Here is a 16,500-nt window from a genome sequence, read left to right on the forward strand (position 1 = left end):
TCAGTGCAGTGGGGCGCCGAGACTCGAATAGATCTGCTCGACGAGTGCTTCGCCGCGCTCGTTGCCCAGCAAGCCCGAGCCTTGTTGGTTCATCGCATAGCCGACGCTGAGCCCATGCTCGGGGTCGGCGAATCCGAACGACCCACCCGATCCGATGTGGCCGAAGGCTTGCGGTCCCATCCGGACGCTGCAGCCCTGACCGAACCCCGCCCGGTTGTCGACCGCAAGCATGAAGCCCTGCGAGAACCGGGTGGGCACCAGGAGAGTGCGATCGTCGCCCTTGCGGAACGGCTGGGCCATTTGGGCCAGGGTGATCCGGTCGAACGGAAGCGGTCCTTCCCCGGGGACTGCCGCTGCGGCATAGAGTCCGGACAGGCCGCGGCCGTTGGTGATGCCCCCGGCCGCACCGATCTGGGCCAGATGTCCTGCTCTGCTGTTGAACCCGGTCCGTGGCCACGTTCCCGAGTTGAAGGCGAAGAGGTTCGGGATCGACCCGCGCTCGTGACGAACCGCGGTCTGGAACGGACTGGGGTCCGGACGGGACGTCGCGGGGAGGATCGGGGCGACCCTCGGCTCGATCTCAGCGGGAAGCCCGAGCCAGAAGTCCAGCCCGAGGGGTTCGGCGAGGCGGGTGCGGAGGAGGTCGCCGAGGTCCATCCCACCCACCCGCCGCAATACTTCCCCGACGGTGAACCCGAAGGTCAGCGGGTGGTAACCGTGGACCGTACCGGGTTCCCACCAAGGTGTCTCGGCCTCGAGGCGACCCACCATGTAGTCCCAGTCGAGCAGCGCATCGTCCTTCACCGGGTCCCGCAGCACCGGTACACCCGCCGAGTGGTCCAGCAGCATCGATACCGTCGTGCCGCCCTTGCCGGCCTGCGCATACTCCGGCCAGATCTTCGACACCGGCCAAGAGAGGTCCAGTTCGCCCGAGGTCGCCATCAGATGGGCCAGCAGAGCCAGCGCACCCTTGGTACTGGAGAACACCACGCAGACGGTGTCGCGTTCCCACCCCCGACCGGTCGCCGGATCGGCCAGCCCGCCCCACAGGTCGACCACCGCCTCGCCGCGCAGTCGCACGCTCAACGACGCACCGACCTCGCCGCGCTCGACGAAGTTACGGCGAAATTCCTCGCGGACGCCGGTGAAGGGTGGATCGCATCGACCCTCGATCAGGGTGTCCCCGCCCGGAGCGCTCAGGACGCCCGTCCCCGCAGCAGGCTTCCGATGGCGAGATCGACGTAGGCATCGGCGATCTCGTCAGCTGCTTTGGTGCCGGTGTGGTGGTACCAGGCGCTGGTGCCGTTCAGCATGTCCAACAGGGCGAAAGTCGCGAGCCGGACGTCGGGTACCTCGAACTCGCCGGCGCGCACTCCCGCGGCGATGGTGTCAGCGACCCGTCGGTGGTAGTAGCGGCGGTGATCGTCGATCACCGCACGGTGCTCCGGGGTCAGTGCGTTCATCTCATGACGACCGACGAGGTGCTCGACCTGCCGCGTGACCAGGTGCAGCAGGTGGGCGCGGACGAGGGCGGCGAGACGCGTTGCTGGACTGCCGCTCTCGTCGAGCAGGGTGAGTTGCTGCTCCACCGGCTCGCGGCTGACCGTCAGGCAGATGGCGTAGAGGATCTCCTCCTTCGACGAATAGTGGTGGTACAGGCTCGCACCGCGGATCCCCAGAGCATCCGCGATCTCCCGCATCCCCACCTCGTGGTACCCGTCGGAGGCGAAGAGCCGCGCGGCCGTCGCCACGATCTGATCGGCGGTGACGCGGCCGGCCCGGGTGGTCTGCGCCGAGCGCCCGGTTCGGCTCAGGTCGACCGCCACGTCCGAGCCGGTCGTCTCCGCGCCATCCGTGGGCTCGACATCCGTTTGGGTCACGGGGTTTTCCTGGCCAGGGCCGGCCCCCGTCCGGGGGTGGCCACCAATCGCAACTCCCGCTTGAGGATCTTGCCCTGCGCATCGACCGGGAAGTCGTCCACGAGGTGGACGGACTTCGGTGCCTTGTAATTCGCCAGGTGTTCCCGGCAGAAAGCGATGAGATCCGCCTGCTCGACGGTCTTCCCGGGCTGCACGATGACGAACGCCGTCACCGCCTCCGACCAGTACTCGTCCGGCAGTCCGACCACGGCGGCCCGCAGCACGCTCGGATGCTGATGCAGGACGCGTTCGACCTCCTGCGACGACACGTTCATGCCACCGGTCTTCACCATGTCCTTGACGCGGTCGTAGAAGAACAGGTTGCCGGCCTCGTCACACCGGACCATGTCGCCGGTGTGGACCCAACCATCGGCGAAGACCTGATCGGTGCGTTCCGGATCCTTGTAGTAGCCCAGCATCGCGGAGGGGGAGCGGCACAGCAGTTCGCCGATCTCGGCGGGCTTGCCGTCGGCCCCGACGACCCGGATCTCCAGGTGGGTCACCGGTTTTCCGATCCAGGTCGCGTCCTGGTCCGGGATGTCGGCCAGGGTGCGGAACCAGCCGACCGAGCCGAGCTGGGACAGTTCCGACTGTCCCCAGTAGGTGCCCCAGACGACGTCCGGTGCGGCCGCCGCCCAGGCGTCGATGGCGTACGGCGACACCTGACCGCCGTAGGTCATGCATCGGACCACCGAACCCACCGTGTCGGCTCCGAAGTCGGCGTGACCGGCGAGGGCGAGGTAGAAGGTCGGCGTCTGCGCGATGACGGTGACCTTTTCGTCGCGGATGATCGCCAGCGAACTCGCCGGCTCGGTGTTGGCCGGGAGCACCAGCGTGGCGCCCATCATCGTGAGGGTGGTCATCGATCCGAGGCCGGCGATGGTGTGGAACGGCATCACGAACAGCCAGACATCGTCCGGTCCGGTACGCAGGCCCCAACTCCACGCCGGCGCGGTGGAGATCAGGTAGTTGCGATGCTGGATCAGCACGCCTTTGGGGGTCGCCTCGGTCCCGCTGGTGTAGACCAGCATGGCGACGTCGAGCTCGTCGACGTCCGCCTCTGGATCGGTGTCGGCCACGGCTGCCGCGAGCTCGGCGTACCCCAACCAGCCTGCACCGCTTGACGTTTCGTCGGGATGGTGGCCGTCGAAGTCCACCCGGTGGAGGTGCAGTCCTTCGGCGGCCTTCGTGACCGTGTCGACGAATTCGCCGGACGTGCACACGACACCTGGTTCGGCGTGCAGCAGTTGCTGGCGGATCTCCGCGGGGCCGAACAGCGGGTTGACGCCGGTGAACACGGCCCCGATCTTGAGGGCCCCGTAGTAGGTGGCGACGGTCTCGATGCGGTTGCGTGACAACACCGCTACCCGGTCGCCGCGAGCGACACCCAGGCCCTGGAGCATGCGGGCGGCGCGGTTGGCCATCGCGTCGAGGTCCGAGTAGCTGATCGATCGTCTCGACCCGTCGGCGCTTGCGACCACGAAGGCGACCTTGTCCGGCTGGGTGGCGCCGTGCCGGCGGAGCTGATCGCCCAGCGTCGCCCGGCCGAGCGCTGCCCGGTGCTGCGGGGAGAGCCCGGTCGGTCGGGTCATCCGGCTGGGACCAGATCCGAGGGCGCGGTCGCCTTCGCCACTGCGTCGTCGTCGAACATGGCGGCCCCGAAGCGGTCGAGCGAGACGATGTCCTGCACGGGGCTGCGGGTCAGCTTCGTCGGGAACGACGTTGCCGGGTAGCCGACGGCGATGTGCGCAGCCGTGATGAAACCTTCGGGGATGTCGAGCATCTCGGCGATCTTGACCTCTTCGATGCAGAGCAGGGTGGTGACGGCCGTTGCGACACCCTGTTCGCGCAGGGCGAGGCACAGGTTCTGCATGGTGGGGTAGATCGAGGCGCCGCCGACCACGCTGAGCCGGTCGAGGCCGGTGTCCGTCGGGTGCAGGCCGTCGACCTCGGCGCACAGCACGATGATGGCCGGTACCTCGGCCAGGTGTTCGGCGAAGTCGTCGGCAGCTGTGACGGTCTTCGGGAGTGCCCCGACCCGGACGTCGCCACCGCTGATGCCCTCGAAGTAGGCCTTCCACGGCGGGAGGTAGAGGTCGGCCATCGCCTTCTTGAGAGCGGCGTCGCGCACCACGATCCACCGGACCGGTTGGCGGTTGCCGCCCTGCGGACCGAACCGGGCGGAGTCGAACGCACGGTAGAGCACGTCGTCCGGCACCTCCTGGTCGGAGAAGTAGCGGCACGTACCGGTGGTGCGCATGGCCTCGGTCAGCTCCATTGCTGCAATCCGTCCTGTCCGTCGTTAGGTGGTGTGCCGCCAAGCATGCTGTGGTGCACGCCACTCGTCAAGGGCTCTGGGCCTATGAATTCGGGTTCTTGTGTCGATTGATGGCGCCTCGGTGGGCTTGCGCCTATGGTGACCTAACCGCTGTTACGCAGTGGATTCTGAACTGGAGGATCGATGACCGCTCCCGGACCAGCCGCCGTGCCGACCCCCCCGGCTGTCGCGCAGATCGACGCGGAACGGTTGGCGGCGGCACTGCGCAGTGCGAACGTCCCGACCCTGGTCCCCGTGCTGTTCCAGCTGACGGGCGACGAACGATGGCTCGGTGCGCCCTACGCACCGACCGCCGGCCGCGGGATGGACGACAACACCCGCGGCGGCCTGGACGAGGACATCCAAGCGGAGATCCGATCGGCCACGCTGGTTGCCGTCCTGCAGTGGGCGGCCGGTCGCGCTGCGGCCGTGCCCGCTCCGCGCGGCGGCCGGCTGGTCGAGCTGGCGTCGGTGGCGGTGGGGGAGCACGTGCCACCGGAGTTCGAGCCGATGGTAGCCGACATGCTCGGCCTGGAAGCTGATCCAGACGACCAGCCGATCCCCGGCGCCGAGCGGTTCGACGTCGTCGTCATCGGCGCTGGCGTCTCGGGCATGACGGCCGCCATCCGCCTGCGGGCAACGGGCGCGTCGGTGACCGTGCTGGAGAAGAACGCCGACGTCGGTGGTACGTGGCTCGAGAACGCCTACCCCGGCGCCGGTGTCGACACCCCGAGCTACCTCTACTCGCTCTCGTTCTTCGATCACGACTGGTCGACGCACTTCGGTAAGCGGGACGAGGTGCAGTCCTACCTGCGGGAGGTGGCCGACCACTTCGCGCTGCGCGACCTGATCCGCTTCGGAGTCGAGGTCGAGGCCGCCGATTGGGACGACGCAACCCAGCGCTGGACGATCGTGACCAGTGCCGGTGATCGGCTGGAGGCGAATGCTGTGGTGAGTGCGGTCGGTCAGCTGAACCGCCCGAAGATCCCCGACCTTTCGGGCCTGGAAGATTTTCACGGCAGGATATTCCACTCGGCCCAGTGGCCGGCTGACCTCGACGTCACCGGCAAGCGGGTGGCGATCGTCGGCACCGGGGCGAGTGCGATGCAGATCGTGCCGGCGATCGTCGACAAGGTGCAGCACCTCACCGTCTTCCAGCGGTCACCGCAGTGGATCGCCCCGAACGACGACTACTTCCGCGCGGTCGGCGACGACGTCCACCATCTGATGGCCACCGTGCCGTTCTACCGCGAGTGGTACCGGGTGCGGCTCGCCTGGACCTTCAACGACAAGGTTCACCCCTCGCTCCAGGTCGATCCGGACTGGCCAGAGCCGACCCGCTCGGTCAACGCCATCAACGACGGGCACCGCCGGTTCTTCACGCGGTATCTCCTCGACCAGCTCGAGGGCCGTCCCGACCTCCAGGAGCAGGCGCTTCCGGACTACCCGCCCTTCGGCAAGCGGATGCTGCTGGACAACGGGTGGTTCGCCGCGCTGAGGCAACCGCAGGTCGAACTGGTCACCTCCGCTGTCGCAGCGCTGGAACCCGGCGGGGTCCGCGCCGGGTCCGGTGAGTTCAGCGAGGCCGACATCGTGGTGCTGTGCACGGGTTTCGAGGCCCGGCGGTTCCTGTACCCGATGCACATCCGCGGCCGTTCGGGCCGGACGCTCGAAGAGCAGTGGGGCCCGGAGGACGCGACCGCCTACCTGGGGATCACCGTGCCCGACTTCCCCAACCTGTTCCTCCTGCTGGGGCCCAACACGGCGCTGGGGCACGGCGGCAGCATCATCACCATCACCGAGTTCCAGGTCGACTACGTGGTGTCGCTGGTGCGCCAGATGCTCGAACACGGCGTCGGCTCCCTCGAATGTCCGGCTCCGCTCGCCGTCCAGTACAACGAACGCGTCGACCGGGCGCATGCCTCGATGTTGTGGACGCACCCCGGGATGTCCAACTGGTATCGCAACAGCGCCGGCCGGGTGGTGTCGACCCTGCCCTGGCGGATCGTCGACTATCGGGCCATGACAAGGGATCCCGAGCTGGCGACGTTCCTGACGCGCCCGGCTGTGTCGGAGCGAGCGCGGTCGGGCGTCCTCTGATCGGGGGGCGGGCCGAAGGTGCTGAGTACTGAAAGTGCTGTGCGCCGGAGGTCAGGGGCGGTGGAGCGTCTCGGAGATCTTGGCCCGCACCACGCCGGCCGCGCCCTGGACGGCGGGGTGGTCCGCGACCCGAGCAGACCACCGCTTGATCTGCTCGTAGCGCTCACGACCGGCCCGCGAGCCCAGGACGTAACCGAGGCCCGCGCCCAACAGGATCCGAAACATGTACGAGCCAACTCCCTCGATCGTCGACGGCCGGGCCGAGCGCCTGCAGTTCCGTGTGAGGGAGTCTAGCCGTCTCTGGTGCGCCCCTGTGCAGCCCTCTGGTACCCCTGTGCGGTGAATCCGCGGACTGTCCGCGCCGCGTCCTGGGATGCGCCGGGATGGAAAATGGCCCGGACCCTGAGGGCCCGAGCCACCGCGTTTCCGCTGATCAACGCTCCCCCGACTGGACTCGAACCAGTAACCGTCCGATTAACAGTCGGATGCTCTGCCAATTGAGCTACGGAGGACCGGCACCCTCCGGCTGGCGGCGAGTGCTGGACCAGAATAGCCCACGAAACGGGATGGTTCGAACCGGTGGCTGGAGGCGGCAGACGGGTGCACCCGGCTCGAGCGAGGCGAGGCCGGCGACCACCACGCCGAGGCCGAAGGGGAAGCGCCCTCTGTCTCGGTGAACATGTGCTCACCGGCAGCGGTGGCCAGGGGAGGTTCCGGGCCGGTCGGCCGCTCAGCCGTGGTCGAGACGTCGACCCGGGATCGCGGCGTTTGGGGATCGGCACGCCCGATCGGCCAGAATGAGGCAATGACCAACGTGGGGCTGACCAGAATGCGGCACAAGGGCTCGACCGATCGGTCGTTGCTCCACACCCTTCTGGACGGCTCGCGGGTGGGGCATTTCGCGCTGATCGTCGACGGCAGTCCGGTGGTCCTGCCGACGGCGATCGCCCGTGACGGCGACCGTGTGCTGGCGCACGGATCGACTGGGTCTCCGTGGCTGCGCGCTCTGGCCGACGGTGTCGAGACCTCCTTGGCGGTGACAGTTCTCGATTCGTTGGTGGTAGCCAGATCGGCGTTCGAATCCTCGATGAACTTCCGCAGTGCGGTGGTTCCGATGCTCACCACCTACGGCACCCCGGCCCGCGCGCCCGACCTGCGGGACGGCATCGAGATGCCGCCGTCGGTCAGGCGAATGCTCAGCCCTCGGCCTTCCCCTGACGCCAATACCCCATGAACGCCAACGACTTCCGGTCCACCCCCACGTCTGCGACCAGGTGTCGCCGCAGCCGCACCACCGCGCTCGCCTCGCCGGCCAACCACGCGTAGAGCGGCGCAGGCTCGGCGCCGTCGGTGTCGTCGACCGGTATGTCCCACAGCACGTCGGTGTCCGCCGCACCCGGATCGCTGCCCGGGGTGGACGGCGCCGCCACGAGATGACGGACGGCGGCCCTGACCCCGGCTTCCAGTGCTGCACCCGGCGCGCCGTCCTGGATCCGCCAGTCCACCCGAATGCCGGCCGGCGCCCGGACCGACAGGCGGTCGGCTTCGGTCGGAACCTCGAGAACGGCGACACCGCAGGCATCCTCGGCCAGCTCGGCCAGGATCGCGCACGCCGCCGGAACCGCGGTCGGATCTGCGCCGATGAGCAGCGATGCGCCACTGCGCGGTCGCCATTCCGCCGCGGTGGTGTCGCCCGGGCACAGCCGGTTGGGCCCGATCAGCACCAGCCGGTCACCGATCCGTGCGGTACCGGCCCACCTCGAGGCGGGCCCGCCGTCGCCGTGCAGCACGAGATCCATTTCCACCTCGGCGATGTCGGGCCGGGCCGCCCTCACGGTATACGTACGGATCGGATTGCGGTGCTCCTCGGGCAGCAGGCGCCAGTCCCGGTACCACTCTTCCGACCGCGGAAAATGCTCGAACCCGAGATCGTCCAGCGGGAGCACGAGCTTGAGGCGCTGGTCGTTGCCGTTGTCCGCGAAGTCGTGGAGATCGGTTCCGGTGAAGGTGATCCGGACGAAACTCGGGGTCAGGTGCTCGATCCGCCCGACCTCGACGTCGAACGCCCGATACGGGGCGTGCGGGGCGATGGATGTAGTCACCCCAGGACCTTCCTGGCTCTCGGGACCAGGGCTTCCAGTGCGATCGGGATGCTGAGCACCGAGGCTGCCGAGAACGCCATGGTCTCCTCGGTGTCGGTCATCAGCAGCAGCCGGCCCTCCTTGATGGCCGGGACGGTGGCAAGCGACGGATAGGCCTTGAGCAGGCTCGCCTGCGTCGTGTCCTTCTCGCCGAAGAAGATCAACAGGTCGGCGTCGAGCGAATCGACCTTCTCGGGGGAGAGCGTGCCGTAGAAGTTGTCGTCCGTCAGGCCGGAGATGAATTTGTTGTCGACGAAGCCCAGTTCACGCAGCAACTGATTGCGGATATCGGTCTTGGTGTAGTAGCCGATCTCGCCCTGGTAGACGTTTCCGATTGCAACGGTCTTTCCCTTGAACGACGGATTGTCGGCCGCGGTCTTGGCCAGGAGCGCCTTGGTATCCGCGATCAGCTTCTCGCCGTCCGCCTTTCGGCCGACGGCGATCGACACCATCGTGGTCATTTCTTCCCATGCCACCCCATAGGGTTTCGTGTCCTTCGGCGGCGCGACCGTCGGAGCGATCGCGGTCAGGGTGTCATAGGTCTTCTGGTCAGGATCGAAGCCGATGTTGAAGATGAGGTCAGGCTTGAGCGACGCCGCCTTCTCGAAATCCAGCTCGTACTGGAAAAGGGTAGGCGTGGTGCCCTCCAGTAGTTTCTCCGTCCAGGTGGAGACGCCCTTCTTCCATTCCGGGATCCATTGGATCACGCCGATCGGGACGATGCCGAGCGCCAGCAGGACTTCGTGATCGGTGTAGCCGAGGGACAGGACACGGGCGGGCTGGGTCTTGGTGACGGTCGACCCGAACTTGTGGGCGGTGGTGATCGGGAATCCGGTGGCGACCGAACCGGACGAGGGCGCGGCCCGCGAGGCGGTGCTGGTCGTCCCGCAGGCCGCGGCCAGGCCGGCGCCGGCGGCGACCAGCAGACCGGTGCGCAGGAGATCGCGACGGGTGTGGATGCGGGGTACTGCTGTCATGTTGTCTCCTGGGACGTGTTTCGAATCGGTTTCGGATGAGTTCGGGGTGGGTCGACGATAGGCAAGTTCCGGCGTGAGTAGGTTAGGCTCGCCTCAAGTAAACGAGGTAAGGCTAGCCTAAATCAAAGGAAACGTGTGCGGGCAAATCTGCTGACGGTGAGCGATACACGCCATGCCCCAGATGTTCTGGCCCGTCCGGTCCGGCGGACCCGGTTGGCGGTCGGCCTGTTCCTGGTCGCCGCGGTCTTGGTCATCCTGTGTCTGCTCAGCCTGGTGATCGGGTCGCGCGCGATCCCGCTCGGGGCCGCGTGGCAGGCCCTGTCCCAGGCCGACCCCGGCAACGTCGATGCGGTCGTCGTCCGGCAACTCCGGGTCCCGCGCACCATCGTCGGGCTCTTCGTGGGAGTAGCACTCGGCCTCGCCGGCGCGTTGATGCAGGGCCTGGCGAGGAATCCGCTGGCCGATCCGGGGTTGCTCGGAGTGAACGCGGGCGCGTCGCTGGCGGTGGTCGTCGCGATCGGGTTCCTGGGGATCAGTCAGCCGGCCGGTTACGTCTGGTTCGCCTTCGGGGGAGCGGCGATCGCGGCCGTCGTCGTCTACTCGATCGGGTCGATGGGTCGGGACGGCGCCACCCCGATGACCCTTGCCCTCGCCGGAGCTGCGCTCACAGCGCTGATCCAGTCGGCGATCACGGTCATCCAGCTCCGCGACGTGACGACCTTCGACCAGTTCCGGTTCTGGGAGATCGGGGCCATCGCGGGTCGGGACATGGACGTCGTCCGGCAGATCGCGCCGTTCCTGATTCTTGGTGTGGTGGTCGCGCTGTCGCGTGGACGGATGCTCAACGCCATGGCGCTCGGCGGCGATGTCGCCCGATCGCTGGGTCGTCGCGTCAACGTCGATCGGGCCGTCACCGCCGTCGGCATCGTCCTGCTCTGTGGTGGCGCCACCGCGATGGCCGGACCGATTGCCTTCGTCGGACTGGCGATCCCACATGCGGCAAGGCTGATCACCGGACCCGACTTCCGCTGGATCCTGCGGTACTCGGCGCTCCTCGGTCCGGTGCTGATCCTCGCGTCCGACATCGTCGGCCGGGTGGTTGCCCAGCCGTCGGAACTTCAGGTCGGCGTGGTGACAGCCCTGGTCGGCGCACCGGTGCTGGTCGTGCTCGTGCGACGTCGTCGCGCCGGCCGACCGTGAGCGCGATGCCGTCGGTGGCATCCCGTCGCCGACATCTGTTCCGCAGTCGGCTGGTGACGACGGGCCTGTTCCTCGCCCTCGGCACGCTGTTCTGCTTCGCACTGTCACTCGGCGACCTCCGGCTCACCTGGGCGCAGACCCTGCAGAGCCTGGTCGGCCACGGGGACAGCTCGACAACGTTTGTGGTGCAGAGTCTTCGCCTGCCGCGAACGTTGTGCGCAGTGCTGGTCGGAGCGGCGTTGGGCATCAGCGGTTCGATCTTCCAGTCCGTCACCCGCAACGTGCTCGCGACCCCCGACATCATCGGGGTGAACAGTGGCGCCAGTTCGGCGGTTGCCGTCGCCATCCTGACGTTCGGCGTCACCGGACCCGCGATCGCCGTCATCGCGGTCGTGGGCGCGCTGGGCGCCGGAGCCCTGATGTACGGGCTGGCCTGGCGGGACGGCGTCAGCGGCTACCGACTCGTCCTCATCGGCATCGGCGTGGCGGCCTTCGCGACGTCGATCACGTCCTACGTCCTGACGACCAAACCAGCGCTGGAAGCGCAGCGGGCGCTGTTCTGGCTCACCGGGAGCCTCAACCAGTCCCGTTGGGAGGACGTGCGGATCGGCCTGGTGGCCGTACTTCTCGTCCTGGTGTCCGCACCGCTGCTGCGACGCTGGATGCGAGCGCTGGAACTGGGTGACGAGACCGGCACCACGCTGGGTCTTGCGGTCGAGCGAGCCCGCGTGATGGCCCTCATCCTCGCAGTGGTCCTGGCCGGTTTGTCGGTGGCGATTGCCGGACCGGTGGCCTTCGTCGCCCTCGTCGCCGGGCCTCTCGCGTACCGGTTGACCGGTCGTCCTGGCTACTTGCACTGGCCCGCCGCCGCCCTCGGGGCGCTGATCGTGCTGGCCGCCGACGTCACCGGAGCACATCTGCTCGGCTCCCTCCAGGTCCCGGTCGGCGTGCTCACCGCAGCCGTCGGCGCTCCCTATCTGCTCTGGACCCTGGCCCGCTCACGTTCCACCGGCCGGAGAGGCTGACCCACCATGGATCACCACCCGACAGAAGAACGACACACTTTGGGCGCCATGGGGTTGACCGTCGGGTACCAGTCGCGCGACATCATCGCGGGACTGGATGTCCAGGTGCCGACGGGCCTCGTCACGGCGATCGTCGGTGCCAATGCGTGTGGCAAATCGACGTTGCTGCGAGCCCTGGCCCGGCTGCTGAAGCCCCGGGCTGGGACGGTGCTGCTCGACGGTCACGATCTGCACCGATTACCCAGCGGCGAGGTGGCGAAGGTCCTGGGCCTGCTCCCGCAGTCGCCGGTGGCGCCGGAGGGGATCACGGTGTCGGATCTGGTGTCCCGCGGTCGGTATCCCCGACAAGGTTGGGTTCGGCGGCGGTCCAGTACCGACGACGAAGCGGTCGCCGCGGCGCTGATCGCGACCGACACCCTGGATCTGGCCGACGAGCATCTGGACGAACTGTCGGGTGGACAACGCCAACGGGTGTGGATCGCCATGGCTCTGGCTCAGGAAACGGACATCCTGCTGCTCGACGAGCCCACCACGTTCCTGGATCTGGCGCACCAGATCGAGGTGCTCGATCTGCTGTGCGAGCTCAACCGGAACCGCGGCACCACCGTGGTTCTCGTACTGCACGAGCTCAACCAGGCCGCGCGGTTCGCCGACCACCTGATCGCCATGAAGGACGGCCGGATCGTGGCCCAGGGTCCCGCGAGCGAGGTGATCACGCAGGAGGTGGTCGAGGACGTCTTCGGTCTGCGCGCCCACGTCGGTCTCGACCCGGTCAGCGGGACACCGATGGTGGTGCCGGTGAGCCGGCACCTGTCGACTGCCCGGCCCCGGATGACGGATGCCGAACTGCCCATCGCGGGCAGGTAGGCTTTCCGTCGGGGCGGTAGCTCAGTTGGTCAGAGCAACGGACTCATAATCCGTCAGGTCGTGGGTTCGAGCCCCACTCGCCCCACGTCAGAGCATATATGAGGTCGTTCAATCTGGACAGTTTTGCCTCCAGGTGTCCAGATTGGAATCCCATGTGTCGAACCAAGATCAACCTGGCGTCGTCACGGGTTGATTGCGAGCCCAGATGCGGGCGTCGTCCGGAACTCGTCAGCATCAGTCTTAAACCTCCGAGCACGCGGCCTGCCGGCCGGTCCCCCCGCGTTCCACGCGGCGAAGGCATGTTGCTTTGGCCCCTCTGTGGACTGTATTGCTGCAGACTGCCCGGCGACTCAACCAATATGATCGGTGCCACAATCCCTACCCGGACAGGACACGATGGGCCACACCGGTAGCACCCGTCACGCAGGACGACTCGAGCTCACATGGACTGATGAGGACAAGACGCTGCTGTCGGCCTCCGACGGAACGAAGGAATGAAGGTCGCAAAGGCGAAGGGCCGACTGCGGGGCCAGCAACCCAAGCTCAACCCGCGCCACGAGGCGGATCTGGTCGGTCTCTTCGAGGCTGGCGGGCACAGCACTTCGGAGCTTGCCGATCTCTTCGGGGTCGGCCGATCCACCGTCCACCGAGCCGAACAACACCACCTGGCTGCTGCCCGACAATCACGGCTTGAAGTCGCGTGGACCGCCGCGGGACCACGGCGGTCCACGCGAGTGCCGCCCCCGAGGCCGATAGGACGTTCGACTTTCGAACGCCCGGTTAACATCTTCATCTGAAGTTCGAGGGCCGGCGGGATGTCGGTCTATCAGACCGGGTCGCGCCACCTCTCGAGTGCCTACCATCGTCTCAACGTTGTTCAGTGCGATCGGTTGTCGTACCTGTTGCGCTGGTTCAGCTTGTGGCGTTCTGGGCCGGGGTCAGCATGGCATCGAGTGTCGCGTCGAGGGCCAGGCGCAGAGGTCGGGTGTCGCCGCGGGCCTCGGATATCAGAACACCGCCTTCGTAGGCGCACAACAGCACCTCTGCCAGGTCGTAGGGCTCGCGGTCCCGCCGGAGGAATCCGCGGTCCTGCAAACGGCTGATACCGGCGGCCAACAGTGTGCGCCAGCGTGCGAAGCCGTCGTCCAGCGCTTGGCGCAAAGCCTCGTCTCCGTCGGCGAGTTCCGACACCAGAGCGCCAAGCGGGCAGCGGGCGGGTCGGCCGCTCTGGTGGGCGGCGACGGCTTGGTCGGCCCAGGCCCGTAGGTCCTCGACGCTCGTCACACCGTCCAGCCGTGATCGTTGCGGTTGCAGGGTCCGTTCGACCTGGGCCTGCACCACGGCCAGAACCAGGTCCGGCTTGTCCCTGAAGTAGTGGTAGAGCTGCCCTTTGCCGGTACCCGAGGCCGCGGCTACCTCGTTCAGCCCGGTTGCTGCGACCCCGCGGCGGTAGAACAGATCGCCCGCGGAATCGACAATGCGCGCGCGGGAGGATCGACCACGATCCGTACTGGGTGCCGTCATGGGTTTCTCCGTCCGAACGTGCGCGGCAGCTGACCACCACGGCTGAGCAGTTGTGGTTGCGTCATGTCGCGACTGTACCGTACGGTCAAGCCACTGTACCGATCGGTACTAATAATGGAGAAGCGAGCAGCCATGATCCGCCCCGCAACCGAGTCCGACATCCCGGCCATCACCGAGCTGGCCTTCACCTCCGGGTTGTTCCCGGAGACCGAGGTCGACACCGTCCAGGCCCTCATGGCGGAGTACTTCGCACGAACCCGCGACGGAGGTCACGCCTGCCTGCTCGACGACGGAGACGGTGGAGAGGAAAAGCCTGTCGGAGTGGCCTACTACCAGCCGGTTCCGGCGACGGACCGCACCTGGACGCTCCTGATGATCGCCGTCCGGATGGACCGCCAAGGCCAAGGCCGCGGCGGGGCACTGCTCCGCCAGGTCGAAGCCGAACTGGGTGGCAGAGGGCAGCGGCTGCTGCTGGTGGAGACCTCCGGAATTCCCGACTTCGAGCTGACTCGCACCTTCTACGTCAAGTCCGGTTACACCGAGCAGGCACGGGTGCCGGACTACTACGAAGACGGCGACGACATGGTGCTGTTCCACAAGAACCTGATCAAGGCACAGTCATGACCAAGGCGGCCGCGGTTCGCAGGACGGCCCACAGGGTCGCCTCGGCCGGCCTGTTCCGCAACCGCGCCCGTGGCCGCGCAATCACGGTCGTAACGGTGGTGCGCGTCCTCCGTGGGCTCGTGTTCATCCTCTCTGCGGTTCCGAAGTTCACCGCCCACCAGAACGAGATCGACATGTTCGGCCAGTTCGGGCTCCCGCGGTCCGGCACCCTGGTGTACCTGGTCGCGGCGCCTGTGCGAATGCGACTGGCTGGACGGGCCGAGCTGGCCGAGATGCTGCATGTCAGCCGCAGCCGAGCGGTGCAGCTGTCCGAGCAGCCGGGCTTTCCTGAACCGCCCGATATTTTAGTCATGGGGGCAACGTTTGGGCCTTGGATGACATCGTTGCCTGGGCCGGTCAGCGGGGGCGGGAGCTGGATCTCGAAGCCCTTGCCCTCGACGTCGGAGCCAAGACCGACTCCGAGCCATAATGCAAAGGTGAGCGCCTGAGCTGCCCGGTAAATTCCGGACACTGAATTTGTGGTCATCTATGCTGCCGACTGCTGGTCGAACCAATTCTTCTCGGCTTCGTTCGGCGCGATGTAGCCGAGCGACGAGTGCAACCTGCGTTGGTTGTAGCGTAATTCAATGTAGCCGGTGATGTCAACACGCGCGTGTTCCCGAGTTGGATAGCTGGTCCGATTGACCCGCTCGACCTTCAGCGTTCCATTGAACGATTCCGCCCAAGCATTGAGGGTTATTCATAACGCCGTTGTGACGAATTGCGACCTGAATCCGGCGTGGGCCCGAGCAACCGATCCTGGCCGGAATAACCCAACTGAAAGCGATGAGCGAAACTGCGTGTCGGAATGGGTGATGGCCCGACCGAATTGCGAGAATTGGTTTGCGAAGACTAATTCTCAAATTCGAGGAACGGGCCACCACATGAAGAAGCGTACAACGCGGATCACCGAGAACCAATTTTGGGTGCTGCTCGACGTCATCAGGCAATTCGCGACACCACCGACAGGAACCGGCCGACCGATCCGATTGACGCTCGAGCAGCAAGTGAGGCTGTGCATCATGTCCCTGCGCAAGAACATCACCCAGGAGTTTCTGGGCGAGATCTTCCACCTGTCCCAGCCGACGGTATCCCGCACCATCGGCCGACTCACGCCGTTGCTGGCCTGGCTGCTCAGGGTGTACTTACTTGACCCCGAAGCAGCGTCGAAGGGCACAACGCTGCTGGTGGACGGCACGCTGATGCCCTGCTGGTCGTGGGCCGACCATCAGGAGCTGTACTCGGGCAAACACAAGACGACCGGTCACAACATCCAAGTCGCCAGTGATCTGGACCCGCGACTGGTGTACCTGTCCGCGCCGCTCGCCGGAAGCACCCACGATGCCGAAGCCGTCCGTCAACTCGACCTGCCGGGCATGCTCACCAGCGTCCGCACCGGCAACGCCATCGGCGACAAGGGCTACCAAGGATCCGGCATCATCACCCCCAAGAAGAAGCCACGAGGCCAGGACATGACCGACCACCAGAAAGCCAACAACAAACCGATCCATCAGCTCCGCGCGACGATCGAACGCGTCATCGCCAACGTGAAAACCTGGAGGACTCTGCACACCGACTACCGCCGCCCAGTCGAAACTTTCGAAGACACGCTGGACGCTATTCGCGGATTGATATTCTTTCAACTCGCCACAGCCTTATGAATAGACCTCACTGTCGTAGCAGATACCGGTGCGGCCAACCGATCGCAGAATGTGCAATTCTGCTGTGCACTGTGCGAATTCGTCACTCGTGTATTGCGTTCCGCGG

At 66.7% G+C, this 16,500-nt stretch carries 17 protein-coding genes, 2 tRNA genes and 1 pseudogene; 10 read left to right on the forward strand and 10 right to left on the reverse strand.

Annotated elements, in window-relative coordinates; all coding sequences use genetic code 11:
* From ABIB25_RS22795 to ABIB25_RS22810, 4 genes are read right to left on the reverse strand one after another with little or no spacing between them, the layout of a single operon-like run.
* On the reverse strand, nucleotides 1-1,200 hold the full coding sequence (locus ABIB25_RS22795; RefSeq protein WP_354530839.1) for a serine hydrolase domain-containing protein: 1,200 nt from the start codon (nucleotides 1,198-1,200) through the stop codon (nucleotides 1-3).
* Nucleotides 1,197-1,880, reverse strand: coding sequence for a TetR/AcrR family transcriptional regulator (locus ABIB25_RS22800; RefSeq protein WP_354530821.1), 684 nt, complete (start codon nucleotides 1,878-1,880; stop codon nucleotides 1,197-1,199). Before ABIB25_RS22800 ends, ABIB25_RS22795 begins: the two co-directional genes overlap by 4 nt.
* Nucleotides 1,877-3,511, reverse strand: a complete 1,635-nt coding sequence (locus ABIB25_RS22805; RefSeq protein WP_354530822.1) for a class I adenylate-forming enzyme family protein — start codon at nucleotides 3,509-3,511, stop codon at nucleotides 1,877-1,879. Before ABIB25_RS22805 ends, ABIB25_RS22800 begins: the two co-directional genes overlap by 4 nt.
* Nucleotides 3,508-4,197 carry a nitroreductase family protein gene (locus ABIB25_RS22810; protein ID WP_354530823.1) on the reverse strand — a complete coding sequence of 230 codons (690 nt, stop codon included), beginning with the start codon at nucleotides 4,195-4,197 and terminating at the stop codon, nucleotides 3,508-3,510. Before ABIB25_RS22810 ends, ABIB25_RS22805 begins: the two co-directional genes overlap by 4 nt.
* 183 nt (nucleotides 4,198-4,380) lie before the next feature.
* On the opposite strand from ABIB25_RS22810, the gene ABIB25_RS22815 reads away from it, so the two are divergent.
* Entirely contained in the window at nucleotides 4,381-6,336 is a 1,956-nt protein-coding gene (locus tag ABIB25_RS22815) for a flavin-containing monooxygenase (RefSeq protein ID WP_354530824.1), read from the forward strand.
* Between the two features lie 51 nt (nucleotides 6,337-6,387).
* Here ABIB25_RS22815 and ABIB25_RS22820 read toward each other — a convergent pair whose 3' ends face one another.
* Together ABIB25_RS22820 and ABIB25_RS22825 are read right to left on the reverse strand one after the other, a co-directional pair.
* On the reverse strand, nucleotides 6,388-6,561 hold the full coding sequence (locus ABIB25_RS22820) for a hypothetical protein (RefSeq protein ID WP_354530825.1): 174 nt from the start codon (nucleotides 6,559-6,561) through the stop codon (nucleotides 6,388-6,390).
* A 214-nt stretch (nucleotides 6,562-6,775) separates the two neighbouring features.
* A tRNA-Asn gene (locus ABIB25_RS22825) sits at nucleotides 6,776-6,848 on the reverse strand.
* Nucleotides 6,849-7,141: 293 nt separating this feature from the next.
* Between ABIB25_RS22825 and ABIB25_RS22830 the strand changes: the two genes are divergently transcribed.
* Nucleotides 7,142-7,570: a pyridoxamine 5'-phosphate oxidase family protein gene (locus ABIB25_RS22830; protein WP_354530826.1), complete on the forward strand. Its 429-nt coding sequence runs from the start codon at nucleotides 7,142-7,144 to the stop codon at nucleotides 7,568-7,570.
* On the opposite strand, the gene ABIB25_RS22835 is transcribed toward ABIB25_RS22830, so the two are convergent.
* Together ABIB25_RS22835 and ABIB25_RS22840 are read right to left on the reverse strand one after the other, a co-directional pair.
* Entirely contained in the window at nucleotides 7,533-8,438 is a 906-nt protein-coding gene (locus ABIB25_RS22835) for a siderophore-interacting protein (RefSeq protein WP_354530827.1), read from the reverse strand. The two genes, ABIB25_RS22830 and ABIB25_RS22835, sit on opposite strands and share 38 nt — an antisense overlap.
* The gene (locus ABIB25_RS22840; RefSeq protein ID WP_354530828.1) at nucleotides 8,435-9,454 is read right to left on the reverse strand and encodes an ABC transporter substrate-binding protein; all 1,020 of its coding nucleotides are present in this window, start codon (nucleotides 9,452-9,454) and stop codon (nucleotides 8,435-8,437) included. The genes ABIB25_RS22835 and ABIB25_RS22840 overlap by 4 nt, the downstream gene beginning before the upstream one ends.
* A 156-nt stretch (nucleotides 9,455-9,610) precedes the next feature.
* Here ABIB25_RS22840 and ABIB25_RS22845 point away from each other — a divergent pair, with 156 nt between their 5' ends.
* The 5 genes and pseudogenes from ABIB25_RS22845 to ABIB25_RS22865 all read left to right on the forward strand — a co-directional run.
* The gene (locus ABIB25_RS22845) at nucleotides 9,611-10,654 is read left to right on the forward strand and encodes a FecCD family ABC transporter permease (protein ID WP_354530829.1); all 1,044 of its coding nucleotides are present in this window, start codon (nucleotides 9,611-9,613) and stop codon (nucleotides 10,652-10,654) included.
* Nucleotides 10,655-10,659: 5 nt separating this feature from the next.
* Nucleotides 10,660-11,679: a FecCD family ABC transporter permease gene (locus ABIB25_RS22850; protein WP_354530830.1), complete on the forward strand. Its 1,020-nt coding sequence runs from the start codon at nucleotides 10,660-10,662 to the stop codon at nucleotides 11,677-11,679.
* A 48-nt stretch (nucleotides 11,680-11,727) separates the two neighbouring features.
* Nucleotides 11,728-12,546: an ABC transporter ATP-binding protein gene (locus ABIB25_RS22855; protein ID WP_354530831.1), complete on the forward strand. Its 819-nt coding sequence runs from the start codon at nucleotides 11,728-11,730 to the stop codon at nucleotides 12,544-12,546.
* Nucleotides 12,547-12,556: 10 nt separating this feature from the next.
* Nucleotides 12,557-12,631, forward strand: a tRNA-Ile gene (locus ABIB25_RS22860).
* A gap of 394 nt (nucleotides 12,632-13,025) precedes the next feature.
* Nucleotides 13,026-13,205 (forward strand): annotated as a pseudogene (locus ABIB25_RS22865) (helix-turn-helix domain-containing protein); the annotation flags it as partial.
* Between the two features lie 253 nt (nucleotides 13,206-13,458).
* Here the strand turns inward: ABIB25_RS22865 and ABIB25_RS22870 are convergent.
* Nucleotides 13,459-14,070 (reverse strand): TetR/AcrR family transcriptional regulator, encoded by a 612-nt coding sequence (locus tag ABIB25_RS22870; RefSeq protein WP_354530832.1) that lies wholly within the window; start codon nucleotides 14,068-14,070, stop codon nucleotides 13,459-13,461.
* A gap of 132 nt (nucleotides 14,071-14,202) precedes the next feature.
* Between ABIB25_RS22870 and ABIB25_RS22875 the strand changes: the two genes are divergently transcribed.
* Nucleotides 14,203-14,694, forward strand: coding sequence for a GNAT family N-acetyltransferase (locus ABIB25_RS22875; RefSeq protein ID WP_354530833.1), 492 nt, complete (start codon nucleotides 14,203-14,205; stop codon nucleotides 14,692-14,694).
* Complete coding sequence (locus tag ABIB25_RS22880; RefSeq protein WP_354530834.1) at nucleotides 14,691-15,182, forward strand: hypothetical protein; 492 nt, start codon at nucleotides 14,691-14,693, stop codon at nucleotides 15,180-15,182. The genes ABIB25_RS22875 and ABIB25_RS22880 overlap by 4 nt, the downstream gene beginning before the upstream one ends.
* Before the next feature lie 38 nt (nucleotides 15,183-15,220).
* Here the strand turns inward: ABIB25_RS22880 and ABIB25_RS22885 are convergent, their stop codons facing one another.
* Nucleotides 15,221-15,433 carry an integrase core domain-containing protein gene (locus ABIB25_RS22885; protein ID WP_502919886.1) on the reverse strand — a complete coding sequence of 71 codons (213 nt, stop codon included), beginning with the start codon at nucleotides 15,431-15,433 and terminating at the stop codon, nucleotides 15,221-15,223.
* Nucleotides 15,434-15,617: 184 nt separating this feature from the next.
* Here ABIB25_RS22885 and ABIB25_RS22890 point away from each other — a divergent pair, with 184 nt between their 5' ends.
* Nucleotides 15,618-16,394, forward strand: a complete 777-nt coding sequence (locus tag ABIB25_RS22890; protein ID WP_354530835.1) for a transposase family protein — start codon at nucleotides 15,618-15,620, stop codon at nucleotides 16,392-16,394.
* The last annotated feature ends 106 nt before the right edge of the window (nucleotides 16,395-16,500 follow it).

The sequence above is a fragment of the Nakamurella sp. UYEF19 genome (assembly GCF_040546275.1).
Taxonomy (GTDB): domain Bacteria; phylum Actinomycetota; class Actinomycetes; order Mycobacteriales; family Nakamurellaceae; genus Nakamurella.

Bases quoted from the DNA above. Each gene is read 5' to 3' on its own strand.
- ABIB25_RS22805 (WP_354530822.1), bottom strand. From the start codon at position 3,511: ATGACCCGACCGACCGGGCTCTCCCCGCAGCACCGGGCAGCGCTCGGC.
- ABIB25_RS22810 (WP_354530823.1), bottom strand. From the start codon at position 4,197: ATGGAGCTGACCGAGGCCATGCGCACCACCGGTACGTGCCGCTACTTC.
- ABIB25_RS22815 (WP_354530824.1), top strand. From the start codon at position 4,381: ATGACCGCTCCCGGACCAGCCGCCGTGCCGACCCCCCCGGCTGTCGCG.
- ABIB25_RS22820 (WP_354530825.1), bottom strand. From the start codon at position 6,561: ATGTTTCGGATCCTGTTGGGCGCGGGCCTCGGTTACGTCCTGGGCTCG.
- ABIB25_RS22830 (WP_354530826.1), top strand. From the start codon at position 7,142: ATGACCAACGTGGGGCTGACCAGAATGCGGCACAAGGGCTCGACCGAT.
- ABIB25_RS22840 (WP_354530828.1), bottom strand. From the start codon at position 9,454: ATGACAGCAGTACCCCGCATCCACACCCGTCGCGATCTCCTGCGCACC.
- ABIB25_RS22850 (WP_354530830.1), top strand. From the start codon at position 10,660: ATGCCGTCGGTGGCATCCCGTCGCCGACATCTGTTCCGCAGTCGGCTG.
- ABIB25_RS22855 (WP_354530831.1), top strand. From the start codon at position 11,728: ATGGGGTTGACCGTCGGGTACCAGTCGCGCGACATCATCGCGGGACTG.
- ABIB25_RS22870 (WP_354530832.1), bottom strand. From the start codon at position 14,070: ATGACGGCACCCAGTACGGATCGTGGTCGATCCTCCCGCGCGCGCATT.
- ABIB25_RS22875 (WP_354530833.1), top strand. From the start codon at position 14,203: ATGATCCGCCCCGCAACCGAGTCCGACATCCCGGCCATCACCGAGCTG.
- ABIB25_RS22880 (WP_354530834.1), top strand. From the start codon at position 14,691: ATGACCAAGGCGGCCGCGGTTCGCAGGACGGCCCACAGGGTCGCCTCG.
- ABIB25_RS22890 (WP_354530835.1), top strand. From the start codon at position 15,618: ATGAAGAAGCGTACAACGCGGATCACCGAGAACCAATTTTGGGTGCTG.